The sequence below is a fragment of the Burkholderia sp. WP42 genome, from assembly GCF_000745665.1.
GTDB classification, from domain to species: domain Bacteria; phylum Pseudomonadota; class Gammaproteobacteria; order Burkholderiales; family Burkholderiaceae; genus Burkholderia; species Burkholderia vietnamiensis.
The window spans coordinates 133,904-148,918 of sequence record NZ_JQJT01000025.1; the positions used below are offsets into that span (position 1 = coordinate 133,904).

Consider the following 15,015-nt stretch of genomic DNA (forward strand, 5'->3'; position numbering starts at 1 on the left):
ATCCTTGTTACCTTTCCTTTACCGCAGCTTGAGGGTGGACAGACCGAACAGGCACAGCATCAGCGTGATGATCCAGAAACGCACCACCACCTGCGTTTCCTTCCAGCCGGACAATTCGAAATGGTGATGCAGCGGCGCCATCTTCAGCAGGCGGCGCCCTTCGCCGTAACGTTTCTTCGTGTACTTGAACCACGACACCTGCAGCATCACCGACAACGTTTCCGCGACGAAGATGCCGCCCATGATGAACAGCACGATTTCCTGGCGCACGATCACCGCGACGGTGCCGAGCGCGCCGCCGAGCGCGAGCGCGCCGACGTCGCCCATGAACACCTGCGCGGGGTGCGTGTTGTACCAGAGGAACGCGAGCCCTGCCCCGCCCATCGCCGAGCAGAAGATCAGCAATTCGCCCGCGCCCGGAATATGCGGGAACAGCAGGTACTTCGAATAGACCGAGCTGCCCATCACGTACGCGAACACGCCGAGCGACGCGCCGACCAGCACGACCGGCATGATCACGAGGCCGTCGAGGCCGTCGGTCAGGTTCACCGCGTTGCTCGCGCCGACGATCACGAAATAGGTCAGCACGATGAAGCCCCACACGCCGAGCGGGTAGCTGATCGACTTCAGGAACGGCAGCATCAGGTCGGCCCGCGCGGGCAGCCCCATCGACAGCCCGCTCCTCACCCACGCCATGAACAGGTCGAGCACGCGCACGTTGTTCGCCTCGGACACGCTGAACGCCAGGTAGACGGCCGCGAACAGGCCGATCACCGACTGCCAGAAATACTTCTCGCGCGACGACATCCCGCGCGGGTCCTTGTGGACCACCTTGCGGTAATCGTCGACCCAGCCGATCACGCCGAAGCCGAACGTGACGAGCATCACGATCCAGATGAAACGGTTCGTCAGGTCGCCCCACAGCAGCGTCGCGACCGCGATGCCGATCAGAATCAGCACGCCGCCCATCGTCGGCGTGCCGGACTTGACGAGATGACTCTGCGGGCCGTCCTTGCGCACGGCCTGCCCGACCTTCATTTGCGTCAGCTTGCGGATCACCCACGGTCCGCACACGAGCCCGATGCCGAGCGCGGTGATGGTAGCCATCACCGCACGGAACGTCAGGTACGTGAACAAGCGCAAAAAGCTTGCGTCTCCTTGCAGCCATTGCGCCAGCGCCAGCAGCATGCTTCCTTCCTTCTACTCAGTGAGCGGCGGGCACCGTGCCCGCCGCAGGTTGGTTCGTCAGCGCGTCGACCACGCGCTCCATCTTCATGTACCGCGAGCCCTTGACCAGCACCGTCGCGTGCGCGCCGTAGCCGGCCGCGAGCAAGGCGGTCAGCAGCGCGCCGACGTCGCCGAAATGGCGGGCCGTGTCGCCGTACGCCGCGCATGCGTCGCGCGACGCATCGCCGAGCGCGAACAGCGCGTCGATGCCGCGCTCGCGCGCATAAGCGCCGATCTCGCGGTGAAAGGCCGGGCCTTCGTCGCCGACTTCGCCCATGTCGCCGATCACCAGCACGCGCGGCGCCGCCTGTGCGGCCAGCACGTCGATCGCCGCGCGCATCGAGTCGGGGTTCGCGTTGTAGGTGTCGTCGACGACCGTCGCGCCCGCGAGGCTGCCGACGTCCGCACGCCGCACCTGCAAGCGGCCCTTGACCGGCTCGAACGCTTCGAGCCCGCGCCCGATCGCGGCCAGCTCGACGCCGGCCGCGAGCGCCGCGGCCGCGGCCGCCAGCGCGTTGCGCGCGTTGTGCTCGCCGAGCGCGCGCAGCCGTACGGTCAGCGCGCCGGACGGCGTGTCGATCGCGAGCTCGCCGCCTTGCAAGCGGCCGGTGACTTGGGCGTCGACCTGCCGCTGCGCGTCGTGCAGCGCGAAATCGAGAATCCGGTTGCCGGTCGCCGCGACGCGCCAGATGCCCGCGTACGCATCGTCGGCCGGGAACACGGCGACGCCGTCCGGCGCGAGCGCGTGGATCACCGCCGCGTGTTCGAGCGCGACCGCCTCGACCGTCGCCATGAACTCCTGGTGCTCGCGCTGCGCGTTGTTGACGAGCGCGACGGTCGGCGCGGCGAGGCGCGCGAGCACGTCGGTCTCGCCCGGATGGTTCATGCCGAGCTCGATCACCGCGAGGCGGTGCGCGGCCGACAGCCGCAGCAGCGTCAGCGGTACGCCGATGTCGTTGTTCAGGTTGCCGGCCGTCGCGAGCCGTGCGTCGGCGCCGACCGCTGCCGCGAAGATCGACGCGATCATTTCCTTGACGGTCGTCTTGCCGTTGCTGCCCGTCACGGCGACGAGCGGCAGCGCGAAGCGCTTGCGCCAGCCATGCGCGAGCGCGCCGAGCGCGGCGCGCGTCTCGCCGCCTTCGACGACCGGCATCGCGAGGCCCGCCGGCACGTGCGCGACCAGCGCCGCGGCTGCGCCGCGCGCGGCCACGTCGCCGAGGAAGTCGTGCGCGTCGAAGCGCTCACCCTTCAGCGCGACGAACAGGTCGCCGGGGCCGGCCGTACGGCTGTCGGTCGATACGCGCTCGAACGTCGTGGCCGGATCGCCGTGAACGACGGCGCCGGGAATCAGGCGCGCGGCTTCGCCGAGACTGAGCATCGTCATTCGCCGCCTCCCTTGCCGTGGGTCGCGCGCGCCGCCAGCGCGAGCCGCGCGTGATCCTGATCCGAGAACGTGCGCTTCTTGCCCATGATTTCCTGCGTCGCTTCGTGGCCCTTGCCGGCCAGCAGCACGACGTCTTCGCGCGCGGCGCCGCGCACGGCCTGCAGGATCGCGCTCGCGCGATCCTCGATACGGCGTGCGCGATCGGGCGCCGTCATGCCGGCGACGATCTGGTCGATGATGCGCTGTGGATCTTCGCTGCGCGGGTTGTCGCTCGTGACGACGACTTCGTCGGCGAGCCGCTCGGCGATCGCGCCCATCAGCGGGCGCTTCGTCGCGTCGCGGTCGCCGCCGCAGCCGAACATGCAGACGAGCCGGCCGCCGCGCGCCGCCGCGATCGGGCGCAGGGCTTCGAGCGTCTTGTCGAGCGCGTCCGGCGTGTGCGCATAGTCGATCACCACCAGCGGCTCGTCGTTCTGCGGCCGACCGCCGAGCCGCTGCATGCGGCCGTTGACGGACTCGAGCCGCGCGATCTCGGCAACCGCCGCGTCGAACGGCACGTCGGCCGCGAGCAGCGAGCCGAGCACCGCGAGCAGGTTGCTGACGTTGAACGTGCCGAGCGTGCCGACCTCGACGTCGGCCTCGCCCCAGGACGAGCGCAGCCGGAACGCGGTGCCCGCGGCGGTCGCGCGCACGTCGGTCGCGACCAGCTCGCGGTCGGCGCCGGCCGACGGCGCGTCGCCGATGCCGTACGCGATCGTGCGCACGCGTCCGGCCAGCTTCTCGAGCAGCCGGCGGCCCGCCGCGTCGTCGCGATTGACGACCGCCGCGCGCAGCCCGCGCCACGCGAACAGCTTCGCCTTCGCCGCCTCGTACGCGTCGAACGTGCGGTGATAGTCGAGATGATCCTGCGTGAGATTCGTGAACACCGCGATGTCGAACGCGGTGCCGTTCACGCGGCCTTGATGCAGCGCGTGCGACGACACTTCCATCGCGACGGCCTTCGCGCCCGCATCGCGCAGGCGCGCGAGGCTGCGCTGCAACTGCGGCGCGTCGGGCGTCGTGAAGCCGGTCGGCACGAGCTGGCCCGGCATGCCGCTGCCGAGCGTGCCGATCAGCGCGCAGGGCTGGTGCAGCGCCGTCAGCGCGGCGGCGATCCATTGCGTGCACGACGTCTTGCCGTTCGTGCCGGTCACGCCGATCGCGAGCAGAGCGTCGCTCGGATCGCCGTACCAGCCGCTCGCGATTTCGCCGGCGAGCTGGTCGAGGCCAGGCACCGCGAACGCGACCGGAACGGCCGGCGCGGCAGCGAGGCCTTCCGGTTGATACAGCACGGCGGCCGCGCCGCGGGCCACCGCATCGGCAATGAACGCGCGATTGTCGGCCCCGTCGACCGCATAGCCGAGAAACACGTCGCCGGCCTGCAGGCTGCGCGTGTCGGCATGCAGCTGCGCCGCGGGGGCCACATGCTGGCGCAGCCACGCAAGCGCGGCTGCGATCTGCTGATGCGCCGGATGAGAACTGCGAGCGGCGCTCATCGAACAACTCCTGGTGAATTGCGTGTCGTGCTGGAAACGATCATATGCTTCGCGTGGCCGCTGCCGGCGAGCTTTTGCGGCCCCGACGCGGCGGGCGCCGCCGGCGCGGCGTCGCCCGATACGACGAGCTGCTTGATCGGCATGTTCGGCGGCACGTTCAGCGCGCGCATCGTATCACCCGCGATCGCCGAAAATACGGGGCCCGAGACCTGCCCGCCGAAGTGGCTGCCCGCGGTCGGCTCGTCCACGGACACCGCGACCACGATGCGCGGATTCGGCATCGGCGCCATCCCGACGAACGACGCGCGGTACTTGCGCGTGTAGCCATGACCTTCGTGCTTGTAGGCGGTACCGCTCTTGCCGCCGACGCGATAGCCGGGCACCGCGGCGTCCGGCGACGTGCCGCCCGGCGCGACGACGGTCTCGAGCATCGCGCGCACTTCGCGCGCGGTGGTCGGCGTGAATACCTGCGTGCCCGTGATCTGCTGATTGGGGTCGGTCTTGAAAATGGTCACCGGCATCAGTTCGCCGTCGTGCGCGATCGCGGTGTACGCGCGCGCCAGCTGGAACAGCGATACCGACAGCCCGTAGCCGTACGACATCGTCGCCTGCTCGATGCGGCGCCAGCTCTTCCACGGGCGCAGCCGGCCGGCCGCGGCGCCGGGGAAGCCGACCTTCGGCGCCTGGCCGAGGCCGATGCTCGTATACATGTTCCACATTTCCTCGGGCCGCATCGTCATCGCGATCTTGGTCGCGCCGATGTTGCTCGACTTCTGGATCACGCCGCCGACCGTCAGCGTGCCGAAGCCCGCATCGTCGGTGATCGGCGCGCCGTCGAGCACGAAGTGCCCGTTGCCCGTCTCGACGAGCGTGTTCGGCGTCACGCGATGCAGGTCGAGCGCGAGCGACACGGTGAACGGCTTCATGATCGAGCCCGGCTCGAACACGTCGGTCAGGATCCGGTTGCGCAGCTGCTCGCCGGTCAGGCGCGTGCGGTCGTTCGGGTTGTAGGTCGGATAGTTGACCAGCGCGAGCACTTCGCCGGTGCGCACGTCGACGACCATCGCCGCGCCGGCCTTGGCCTTGAACTTCTCGACGGCGGCCTTCAGGTTCGCGTACGCGATGTACTGGATCTTGCTGTCGATCGACAGGTCGACGTCGGTGCCGTTGTGCGGCGGAATCTGTTCGGCGACGTCCTCGACGATGTGCCCCATCCGGTCCTTGATCACGCGACGCACGCCGGACGTGCCGGACAGCGACTTCTGGTCGCCGAGTTCGACGCCCTCCTGCCCTTCGTCCTCGACGTTCGTGAAGCCGATCAGATGGGCGGTGATCTCGCCTTCCGGATAGAAGCGCTTGTACTCGTTGCGCTGATAGATGCCCGGGATGTCGAGCGCGGCGACCTTGTCGGCGACGTCGAGCGGCACCTGACGCTTCACGTAGACGAAGCCCTTGTCTTCCGACAGCTTGATGCGCAGCTCCTTCGGCGTCATGCCGAGCAGCTTGCCGAGCTGGTTGATCTTGGCGGCGTCGAGGTCGTCCGGCACGGCGTCGGGAATGGCCCAGATCGCGCGCACGGGCAGGCTCGTCGCGAGCACGAGCCCGTTGCGGTCGAGGATCTTGCCGCGCGTGGCCGGCAGCTCGATCGTGCGCTGATAGCGGCTCTCGCCCTGCTTCTGGTAGAACGCGTTGCCGGGGCCCTGGATCCAGAACGCGCGCGCGGTCAGCGCGACGAACGCCATGAACAGCAGGAACACGACGAGCTTCGAGCGCCACATCGGCAGGTGCACGCCGAGCACGGGGCTCGACGAGAATTTCACGTCCTGGCGCTTGTGCGACGGCTTCATCGTGCGCCCCCGCGGCCCTTCGCGCCGGCATCGGCCGACGCGGGAATCGGTGCGTCGATCGCCTTCGCGGCGCCCGGCGGCAGCGTCAGGTACTGCGTGCGGCCGGTCGTGATCGGCTGCATCTTCAGCGTATCGTTCGCGAGCTGCTCGATGCGGGAGGTCTTCGACAGCGCGCTCTGCTGATATTGAAGCTGCGCGTAATCCTGTTGGAGCTGACGCTCCTGCGACTGCGCGCGCTGCAGCTGGATGAAGATCTGGCGCTGCTGGTTCGTCGAATTGACGACCGACAACGCGCAACCCATCACGATGATCAGCAGGAAGATGTTGAAGCGGCTCATGGCGTGACGCGCTCCGCAATGCGCATCACGGCCGACCGGGCGCGCGGATTCGCGGCGACTTCCGCTTCGCTCGGAAACTGACGGCTGATGATCTTCAGAGGCGGGCTCGGGAGGTCGACGGCGCGAATCGGCAGGCGACGGTCGACCGCAGGCGCACTCGCGTGCGCCTGCATGAATCGCTTGACGATTCGATCCTCGAGTGAATGAAAGCTGATGACCACCAGCCGCCCCCCTTGCTCCAGCAACGACAATGCCGCGTCTAGTACGACTTGCAGGTCCGCAAGCTCTTGATTGACGTGAATCCGTATAGCCTGAAAGGTGCGGGTTGCCGGATCCTTGCCCTTCTCACGGGTTTTGACGACGTGACCCACGATTTGGGCAAGCTCGCCCGTGGTGTCGAGAGGCCCAAGACGGTCGGACTCTGCCCGGCGAGCAACAAGCGCCTTTGCAATCTGAAAAGCAAACCGTTCTTCCCCATAATCTCGTATCACCTCCGTCAATTCCTGCACCGAAGCCCGCGCGAGCCACTCGGCCGCCGACTCGCCGCGCGTCGGATCCATTCGCATGTCCAGTGGGCCATCGGCGCGGAAGCTGAAGCCGCGCGCCGGATCGTCCACCTGCGGCGAGGACACGCCCAGGTCCAGCAACACCCCCGACACCTTCTCGACACCGCGCGCCGCAAGCGCGTCGCGCATCGATGCAAAGCTGTCGTGCACGATCGAGAAGCGCGCATCCTCGATGCGCTGCGCCGTCTCGATCGCCCTCGGATCCTTGTCGAACGCGATCAGCCGCCCGCCCGGCGCGAGCCGCGCGAGCACCGCGCGGCTGTGGCCGCCGCGCCCGAACGTGCCGTCGACGTAAATGCCGTCCGGTCGCGTCACGAGCGAATCGACCGCTTCGTCCAGCAATACGGTCCGATGCTGCAATTCGTTTCCCATCGCGGGCGTCTCCGTCACCGCAATCAGAACGTGAAATTCTTCAGCGCGTCGGGCATGCCCTGCGCCATCGCTGCCTGCTCCTTCGCGATGTAGGTCTGCGAATCCCACAGCTCGAAGTGACTACCCATTCCCAACAACATGACTTCCTTTTCCAGTCCGGCTGCCATCCGCAGCTCGGGCGATACGAGAATCCGGCCCGCGCTGTCGAGATCGACGTCCATCGCGTTGCCGAGAAAAATACGGCGCCACCAATGGGCGTCCATCGGCAGCGCGGCGATCTTGGCGCGAAACACTTCCCATTCCGGGCGCGGAAACAGCAACAGGCAGCCGTCCGGGTGCTTGGTCACAGTCACCCGTCCTTCTGCCTGTCCTTGCAGCGCTTCGCGATAGCGGGCCGGCACCGACATCCGGCCTTTCGCATCGAGCGTCAGCGCCGACGCCCCTTGGAACACGTTCCGCTCTCCCGTTCAGGGCACCGAAGCACCCGCCCAACGCTCAAGAATTTAGCCCGAATGGCCCGCCAAATCACACAAAAATACACTTTCTCACACTGTCTCCCACTTTAGAGGAAGGGTTTGGCACGGTCAAGGGAGCGGCCCGCTTTTTTGACGAATTTTGTTATTCAGAACAAGGACTTACGCGCGGTTGCTCATGCGGCCCTGCAAACTAAAAATCGTTATAAATGAATGGGCTAGTGCAACTTGTGAAGGTGATACGTGAGAAAGGCGGGCCAGACTGGCGTGCGGGCGGGGCTTTCGGGGGCGGGAAAACGCGGAAAAAACGGGCGGTATCGTCGGCGGTGAACCGGAGCCGCGTCGTGCGCGGCCCCGGCCCGAAGATCACAGATAGTACGCAGTGCTGGTCATGACTTTCGAGGCGGCGCGCATCAGCATCCGAGCAGGCAGCGGCAATTCCACTCCGCCGGCATCGGTCGCTGCCTTGCCGTGCTTCACCTCGTCGATGCGCATCTGATCGACGATCGCGCGCGACGCGGTGTCCGCGGCCGGAAGCTCGGACAGGTGGCCTTCGAGGTGATTCTCCACCTGGCGCTCGGTCTCGGCCATGAAGCCCAGGCTGACCTTGTCGCCGAGCGTGCCGGCAGCCACGCCGATCGCCAGCGCACCCGCATACCAGAGCGGATTCAACAGGCTCGGGCGCGAGTCGAGCTCCTTCAGGCGGTGCGCGGTCCATGCGAGATGGTCCTCTTCCTCGCGCGCGGCTTCCTCGAACATCGCCTTCGCGGAGGCGGTGCGCGCGGTGAACTTCTGCGCCTGATAGAGCGCCTGCGCACAGACCTCGCCGACGTGGTTCACACGCATCAGCCCGGCGGCGTGCGTGCGCTCCGCGGGCGTCAGTTCGGCAGCCGGCGGCTGCGCGGGCACCGGCACCGGCCGGCTCATCCGGCTAATGCCGGTCAGCGACCTGAGGCCACGGTCGAATTCGCTGATCAGTTCGTCCAACACCATCCTGTTCTCCTGTCTGCGTGTGCTGCCGCGGGCGGCAAAAGGCACGTGCTCCGCTGCGTAACCGACTTGATTATTCAGCGGAAATTGCGGTTAACCCGTGATTTTAACCATTGTTGCATAAAGGAAACATGGCGACCTTGAGCCACGGCATTTCGCTTTGTCGGAAAAAGTGGCTTTGCTACATTACGAGCGACTTCTTGCGAAGTTGAAGGGGCTCGTCGACACAACATAACTATCCGCCCCGCCAAAAAAATTCAGTGATTCTTGGAGATCCGTTAATGAAAAAGTCGCTTCTCGCGCTCGTCGCGCTGGGCGCGTTCGCTGGCGCAGCCCATGCGCAAAGCAGCGTGACCCTTTACGGCATCATCGATGAAGGCTTCATCTTCAACAACAACGCGAAGGGCGGCCATCTGTACGGTCTGGCCAGCGGCGTGATGCAAGGCAGCCGCTTCGGCCTGCGCGGCACCGAAGATCTGGGCGGCGGCCTGAAGGCGATCTTCGTGCTCGAAAATGGTTTCGACGTGAACTCCGGCAAGCTCGGTCAAGGCGGCCTGATGTTCGGTCGTCAGGCTTACGTCGGCCTGTCGAGCCAGTACGGCACGGTCACGCTGGGTCGCCAGTACGACTCCGTCGTCGACTTCGTCGGCCCGCTCGAGGCAGGTGACCAATGGGGCGGCTACATCGCCGCTCACCCGGGCGACCTCGACAACTTCAACAACGCTTACCGTGTGAACAACGCGGTCAAGTACACGAGCGCAAACTACGGCGGCTTCACGTTCGGCGGCTTGTACAGCTTCGGCGGCCAAGCCGGCCAGTTCTCGAAGAATCAGGTCTGGTCGCTCGGCGCGGGCTACAACAACGGCCCGCTGGTCCTGGGCGTCGGCTACCTGAACGCACGTACGCCGGCGAACTACGGCGGCATCTTCAACACCGGCTCGTCCGATCCGGCGGCAAGCGGCAAGCCGGTCGTCTCCTCGCCGGTTTACGGCACGTACGCGAACAGCGCGAACACGTACCAGGTCATCGGCGCGGGCGGTGCATACACGTTCGGCGCGGCAACGATCGGCGCGACGTACTCGAACACGAAGTTCAAGGGCTTCTCGGCCGGTCAATACACGAACCAGACCGCGACGTTCAACAACGGCGAACTCAACTTCAAGTACCAGTTGACCCCGGCGTTGATCCTCGGCGCCGCGTACGACTACACGCAAGGCAGCAAGATCGACGGCAACTCGGCGGCCAAGTATCACCAGGGCTCGCTGGGCGTCGACTACTTCCTGTCGAAGCGCACCGACGTCTACGTGATCGGCGTGTATCAACACGCGTCGGGCAACGTGCTCGATTCGAAGGGCAACGTCGTTCAGGCAACCGCCGCGATCAACGGCCTCGACGCGTCGAGCACCAGCAACCAGGTCGCAGCCCGCGTCGGCATCCGTCACAAGTTCTAATCAGCTTGCCTGACAAGCCGCAGTGTCTTGAAGGCGCCTTCGGGCGCCTTTTTCTTTTTCGGTTGGGCGCGGTCGGCGTGTGGCGCGCGCGGCGGCGCGGCGCGAGCGCTTGCGCCGGCTGTGCGCTGGCGACGCAGCGCCACGTGAACGCCGCCTTTACCGGCACCGAAGTTCACCGCGCGCCTGCCATTCGAAACGAAGCGGGTGCATGGAATGGTCGCGGCCGCGCCGGCGGCCACCGCCCTCGGGGTCGAACGACCATCGTGGCGACGGCCACGTCCCGACGATATCTGCAGCGCGACGCGTCGCCCGCCCAAAATTAAAAAGCCCGGCACAAGGCCGGGCTCGCAGGTTCGAACGTCGATGTTACGCGCGGCCGTCGCGCAGTTCGCGCCGCAGGATCTTTCCGACGTTCGTCTTCGGCAGTTCCGTGCGGAATTCGACCAGCTTCGGCCGCTTGTAGCCGGTGAGCCGCTCCTTGCAGTACGCGAGGATGTCCTTGTCGGTGAGCGCCGGGTCCTTCTTCACGACGAACAGCTTCACCGCTTCGCCCGAGTGTTCGTCCGGTACACCGACGGCCGCCACCTCGAACACGCCCGGATGCGACGCCACCACGTCCTCGACCTCGTTCGGATAGACGTTGAAGCCGGACACGAGGATCATGTCCTTCTTCCGGTCGACGATCTTCACGTAACCGCGCGCGTCCATCACGCCGATGTCGCCGGTCTTGAAGAAGCCGTCGGGAAACATGACCTTCGCCGTTTCATCCGGACGGTTCCAGTAGCCGGCCATCACCTGCGGCCCGCGAATGCAGATCTCGCCCGGCTCGCCGAGCGCGACGTCGTTGCCCGCATCGTCGCGGATCGCAATCTCGGTCGACGGCAGCGGCAAACCGATCGTCCCGCTGTATTCGGTGGCCGTCACCGGGTTGCAGGTCGCCACCGGCGACGTCTCCGACAGGCCATACCCTTCGACGATCGCCGTACGGGTTTTTTCGTACCAGCGCTTCGCGACGCCTTCCTGGATCGCCATCCCACCGCCGTTCGCGATCGCGAGCTTCGACAGGTCGAGCTGGCCGAAATCCGGATGGTTCAGCAGCGCGTTGTACAACGTGTTGACTGCCGGAATCGTCGAGATCTGGTAGCCCTTCAGCTCCTTGATCATGCCGCCGATGTCGCGCGGGTTCGGGATCAGGATGCCCATGCCGCCCGTGCGCATGGTCAGGAACCCGCAGACGGTCAGCGCAAACACGTGATAGAGCGGGAGCGCGACGACGGTGATGAACTGCTTCACGTCCGGGAATTTCTCATGCGCGGGATGGTGCCACGCGCCGGCTTGCAGCACGTTCGACACGATGTTGCGGTGCAGCAGCGTCGCGCCCTTCGCGACGCCGGTGGTGCCGCCCGTGTACTGGAGGAACGCGACGTCGTCCGGCGCGAGCTTCGGCGGTTTGAAGGTCTGCCGTGCGCCCTCCGACAGCGCGGCGTTGAAGCGCGTATACGACGGCAATTGCCACGGCGGCACCATCTTCTTTACGCGCCGCACGACATAGTTGACGAGCCAGCCCTTGATGCCCAGCAGGTCGCCCATCGATGCGACGACGACATGCTTGATCCCGGTGTTGGCTATCACGGCCTGAAGCGTCGACGCGAAATTCTCGAGAATGACGATCGCCTCTGCGCCGCTGTCCTTCAGCTGATGCTCGAGCTCGCGCGGCGTATAGAGCGGGTTGACGTTGACGACCGTATAGCCGGCGCGAAGCACCGCGACGATCGCCACCGGGTATTGCAGCACGTTCGGCATCATCAACGCGACGCGCGCGCCGCGCTTCAGCCCGCGCGACTGCAGCCACGCGCCGAAATGTCGCGACAGCGCATCGAGTTCGCCGTACGTGATGCGCTTGCCCATGCAGACGAACGCGCTGCGATCACGATACTGGCGGAAGCTCTCGTCGAGCAGATCCGGGATGGATGGGTAGGGGGACGCGTCAATTTCGGCTGGAACGCCGGGTGGGTACGATTTCAGCCAAATTTTTTCCATGCCGCGCGTCTCCTCACTGATTTTCGAATGGTCGTGCTAAAACGCATCGTAGCGGCTCGCCCGTCCCGAGACAACAGGGTTAGATGCCCACTTCCAACTTTCGATTGAATTCATCAGATCATATCGCGATGTTCGGTCAAATCCGTTCTACTTCTACCAGGCAATCGTAAAACGTCGCCGAATTGCCGAGATCGGTCAGCGCCTGACTCGTCACTTCATTTGCGTTTCGGCCGTCCGCGGACAACTTCTTCCACCAGATCGACAACCCCACGACCAGCCCCGCGCGCGCACGATCCGTGACCCTCGCGACGGCCTGCATCGAGCCGCGGTCGTTGAAGATTCGCACCATGTCGCCATCGCCGATGCCGCGCGACTCGGCGTCCGCGGGATGGATGTCGAGGTGCGGCTCGCCTTCCGTGTTGCGCAGGCTCTCGACGTTGACGAACGTGCTGTTCAGGAAGTGACGGGCCGGCGGCGAAATCATCGCGAGCGGGTAACGCGCGGCCAGTTCCGGCGACGCCTCGGCCGACTCGTACGGCGGCAGATAATCCGGCACCGGATCCAGGCCCATTTGCTCGAGTCGCGCGCTGTGGAACTCGCATTTTCCGGACGGCGTGCGGAAGCCGCCGTCTGCAAACGGCGCATCCGCGAGCTTGAGCTTCACCCAGCCCGCGTGCTTCAAGGTGTTCCAGTCGCTATCGAGCGTCGGGTCGTCCCAGCGGAGCGCCGTCTGAGCGACTTCTTCGTCGCTGTGATAGAGCGCCGGCTCGTCGAGCCCCATGCTGCGCGCGATGCCGCGGAAAATCTCCGTGTTCGGCCGCGCCTCGCCGACCGGCGGGATCGCCGGCAGGTTCGCCATCACGTAGGTGTGACCATACGATTTGTGGATGTCGAGATGCTCGAGTTGCGTCGTCGCAGGCAGCACAATGTCGGCGAAATCGACGGTATCCGTCTGGAAGTGCTCCAGAACGACTGTGAACAGGTCCTCGCGCGCGAACCCCGCTGCTACCTTCGACGAGTCCGGCGCGACGGCCACCGGGTTCGAGTTGTAGACGATCACCGCTTCCACCTTCGGCCCGAAGGCATCGTCGCCCGGATGCAGCAACGCGTCGCCGATCGCGTTCATGTTGATGATGCGCGGCAACTTGTGCGGCCAGCCGGGGATGAGATCCGGGCGCAGCAAGGCGGCATGATCGATCGGCGCGAATTCCGACGACGACAGCAACAGCCCGCCGGCCCGATCGCGCCATGCGCCCGTGAGTCCGGGCAGGGATGCGATTGCACGCACTGCATTGCCGCCGCCGCGCACGCGCTGCATGCCGTAATTGAGGCGAATCGATGCCTTGCGCGTCGCGCCGTAGCGGCGCGCGAGTTCGATCAGTTCCGACGCGTCGATCCCGCAAATTTGGGCGACGCGTTCGGGCGGATAGGACAGCGCTCGCGCCTTCAGCGCCTCGAAGCCGACCGTATGGTTCGCGATGTAGTCGTGATCGAGCAGGTTCTCGGTAATCAGCACATGCATCATGCCCAAGGCGAACGCGCCGTCGGTGCCCGGCTTCAGTGCGATGTGCTGATGACACTTCTCCGCGGTCAACGAGCGATACGGATCGATCGCGACCAGGCGTGCCCCGCGGCGCTTGGCTTCCTGCGCGCGTGTCCAGAAATGCAGACTCGACGCAATTGGATTGGCGCCCCAGATGAGGATCAGCTCGCTTTCCTCGAAATGTTCGAGGTGCATGCCGATGTTTCCGCCATACGTGTAGCGCAGCCCTGCCGCGCCGGCCGCCGCGCAGATTGTGCGCTCGAGCCGCGACGCGCCGATTTTGTGGAAGAACCGTTGAGCAATGCCTTCGCCCTGCACGAGGCCCATCGTTCCCGCATAGCTGTACGGCAGGATCGACTCCGGCGAGCGCGCGGCGATATCGCCCAAGCGGCGGCCGATCTCGTCGAACGCTTCGTTCCAGGTGATCGGCGCAAAACGCCCTTCCCCCTTCGCACCGATGCGCTTGAGCGGAACGGTCAGACGGTCAGGATGATGAACACGATCGGCATATCGGCTGACTTTCGTGCACAGCACGCCTTGGGTCGGCGGATGCTCGGGGTCGCCGGTGACCTTGATTGCCTTGCCGTTTTCGACGGTTACGCGCATCGCGCATGTGTCGGGACAATCGTGCGGGCAAACGGCCCGAGCTATCTGGGTAGCTCCGTTCATCGTTCTGGATCCTGCATCGGGGGAGATTGGCAGATTCTACGTGGACGCCCTTGATCAGGCTTCACTTCATCCGAATTTCCTGATTGTCCGTCGGAAATTGGGAAGGGGGATGGAATTTTGTTGGTATGGGATAGGGCTTCGGTACTGATCTAGATCACGGCGTTACACCACTGAAATGATGGCTTTAGTCGCGGTGAGATCGTATTTTCAGAGCCACAAATGCAAAAACCCCCGCCTTATCGGGCGGGGGTTCTTGGCTTAGGGAGCCTGACGATTACCTACTTTCACACGGGAATCCGCACTATCATCGGCGTAGAGTCGTTTCACGGTCCTGTTCGGGATGGGAAGGGGTGGGACCGACTCGCTATGGTCATCAGGCAAAGAGGGTTGTTCTGCTGGCGTGGCCAACAGAACCAATCTGGGAAGAAGCAGTAATCTTGAGTTGTGTGTATCACACACGAGAATCCAACATGTCGCTCTGGATCGCGGCCAGTGCTTTCGCACGGCGCCGATCTACAAGGCAGACTTGTTATAGGATCAAGCCTTACGGGCAATTAGTATCAGTTAGCTGAACGCATTA

Annotated in this window: 11 protein-coding genes and 1 rRNA gene; 1 reads left to right on the top strand and 11 read right to left on the bottom strand. The window is 65.3% G+C overall.

Annotation, left to right across the window (positions count from 1 at the left end; genetic code table 11):
* Window positions 1-18: 18 nt before the first annotated feature.
* From mraY to coq7, 8 genes are all read right to left on the bottom strand, one after another.
* Window positions 19-1,188 carry a phospho-N-acetylmuramoyl-pentapeptide-transferase gene (gene mraY, locus EX20_RS17305; protein WP_011883174.1) on the bottom strand — a complete coding sequence of 390 codons (1,170 nt, stop codon included), beginning with the start codon at window positions 1,186-1,188 and terminating at the stop codon, window positions 19-21.
* A 16-nt stretch (window positions 1,189-1,204) separates the two neighbouring features.
* Window positions 1,205-2,611 carry a UDP-N-acetylmuramoyl-tripeptide--D-alanyl-D-alanine ligase gene (locus tag EX20_RS17310; protein WP_034194187.1) on the bottom strand — a complete coding sequence of 469 codons (1,407 nt, stop codon included), beginning with the start codon at window positions 2,609-2,611 and terminating at the stop codon, window positions 1,205-1,207.
* Window positions 2,608-4,146, bottom strand: a complete 1,539-nt coding sequence (locus tag EX20_RS17315) for a UDP-N-acetylmuramoyl-L-alanyl-D-glutamate--2,6-diaminopimelate ligase (RefSeq protein WP_014722389.1) — start codon at window positions 4,144-4,146, stop codon at window positions 2,608-2,610. The genes EX20_RS17310 and EX20_RS17315 overlap by 4 nt, the downstream gene beginning before the upstream one ends.
* Window positions 4,143-5,993, bottom strand: coding sequence for a peptidoglycan D,D-transpeptidase FtsI family protein (locus tag EX20_RS17320; protein ID WP_011883171.1), 1,851 nt, complete (start codon window positions 5,991-5,993; stop codon window positions 4,143-4,145). Before EX20_RS17320 ends, EX20_RS17315 begins: the two co-directional genes overlap by 4 nt.
* Window positions 5,990-6,331 carry a cell division protein FtsL gene (gene ftsL / locus EX20_RS17325; protein WP_011883170.1) on the bottom strand — a complete coding sequence of 114 codons (342 nt, stop codon included), beginning with the start codon at window positions 6,329-6,331 and terminating at the stop codon, window positions 5,990-5,992. The genes EX20_RS17320 and ftsL overlap by 4 nt, the downstream gene beginning before the upstream one ends.
* The gene (gene rsmH, locus EX20_RS17330; RefSeq protein ID WP_011883169.1) at window positions 6,328-7,269 is read right to left on the bottom strand and encodes a 16S rRNA (cytosine(1402)-N(4))-methyltransferase RsmH; all 942 of its coding nucleotides are present in this window, start codon (window positions 7,267-7,269) and stop codon (window positions 6,328-6,330) included. The genes ftsL and rsmH overlap by 4 nt, the downstream gene beginning before the upstream one ends.
* A 23-nt stretch (window positions 7,270-7,292) precedes the next feature.
* On the bottom strand, window positions 7,293-7,721 hold the full coding sequence (gene mraZ, locus EX20_RS17335; RefSeq protein ID WP_006400450.1) for a division/cell wall cluster transcriptional repressor MraZ: 429 nt from the start codon (window positions 7,719-7,721) through the stop codon (window positions 7,293-7,295).
* 387 nt (window positions 7,722-8,108) lie between these two features.
* A complete protein-coding gene (gene coq7 / locus EX20_RS17340) occupies window positions 8,109-8,735 on the bottom strand; it encodes a 2-polyprenyl-3-methyl-6-methoxy-1,4-benzoquinone monooxygenase (protein ID WP_014722385.1) in 627 nt (208 codons plus the stop codon).
* Window positions 8,736-9,013: 278 nt separating this feature from the next.
* Here coq7 and EX20_RS17345 point away from each other — a divergent pair, with 278 nt between their 5' ends.
* Window positions 9,014-10,183, top strand: a complete 1,170-nt coding sequence (locus tag EX20_RS17345) for a porin (protein ID WP_011883167.1) — start codon at window positions 9,014-9,016, stop codon at window positions 10,181-10,183.
* A gap of 366 nt (window positions 10,184-10,549) precedes the next feature.
* Here EX20_RS17345 and EX20_RS17350 read toward each other — a convergent pair whose 3' ends face one another.
* The 3 genes from EX20_RS17350 to rrf form a co-directional block, all read right to left on the bottom strand.
* On the bottom strand, window positions 10,550-12,223 hold the full coding sequence (locus EX20_RS17350) for a long-chain fatty acid--CoA ligase (protein WP_034194188.1): 1,674 nt from the start codon (window positions 12,221-12,223) through the stop codon (window positions 10,550-10,552).
* A 136-nt stretch (window positions 12,224-12,359) separates the two neighbouring features.
* Window positions 12,360-14,435: a molybdopterin-containing oxidoreductase family protein gene (locus EX20_RS17355; protein WP_034194189.1), complete on the bottom strand. Its 2,076-nt coding sequence runs from the start codon at window positions 14,433-14,435 to the stop codon at window positions 12,360-12,362.
* Window positions 14,436-14,700: 265 nt separating this feature from the next.
* A 5S ribosomal RNA gene (gene rrf, locus EX20_RS17360) occupies window positions 14,701-14,813 on the bottom strand.
* Between the last annotated feature and the right edge of the window lie 202 nt (window positions 14,814-15,015).

Coding starts and splice junctions, on each gene's coding strand:
- rsmH (WP_011883169.1), bottom strand. CDS start 7,269: ATGGGAAACGAATTGCAGCATCGGACCGTATTGCTGGACGAAGCGGTC.
- coq7 (WP_014722385.1), bottom strand. CDS start 8,735: ATGGTGTTGGACGAACTGATCAGCGAATTCGACCGTGGCCTCAGGTCG.
- EX20_RS17345 (WP_011883167.1), top strand. CDS start 9,014: ATGAAAAAGTCGCTTCTCGCGCTCGTCGCGCTGGGCGCGTTCGCTGGC.
- EX20_RS17315 (WP_014722389.1), bottom strand. CDS start 4,146: ATGAGCGCCGCTCGCAGTTCTCATCCGGCGCATCAGCAGATCGCAGCC.
- EX20_RS17320 (WP_011883171.1), bottom strand. CDS start 5,993: ATGAAGCCGTCGCACAAGCGCCAGGACGTGAAATTCTCGTCGAGCCCC.
- EX20_RS17355 (WP_034194189.1), bottom strand. CDS start 14,435: ATGAACGGAGCTACCCAGATAGCTCGGGCCGTTTGCCCGCACGATTGT.
- EX20_RS17310 (WP_034194187.1), bottom strand. CDS start 2,611: ATGACGATGCTCAGTCTCGGCGAAGCCGCGCGCCTGATTCCCGGCGCC.
- EX20_RS17350 (WP_034194188.1), bottom strand. CDS start 12,223: ATGGAAAAAATTTGGCTGAAATCGTACCCACCCGGCGTTCCAGCCGAA.
- mraY (WP_011883174.1), bottom strand. CDS start 1,188: ATGCTGCTGGCGCTGGCGCAATGGCTGCAAGGAGACGCAAGCTTTTTG.
- ftsL (WP_011883170.1), bottom strand. CDS start 6,331: ATGAGCCGCTTCAACATCTTCCTGCTGATCATCGTGATGGGTTGCGCG.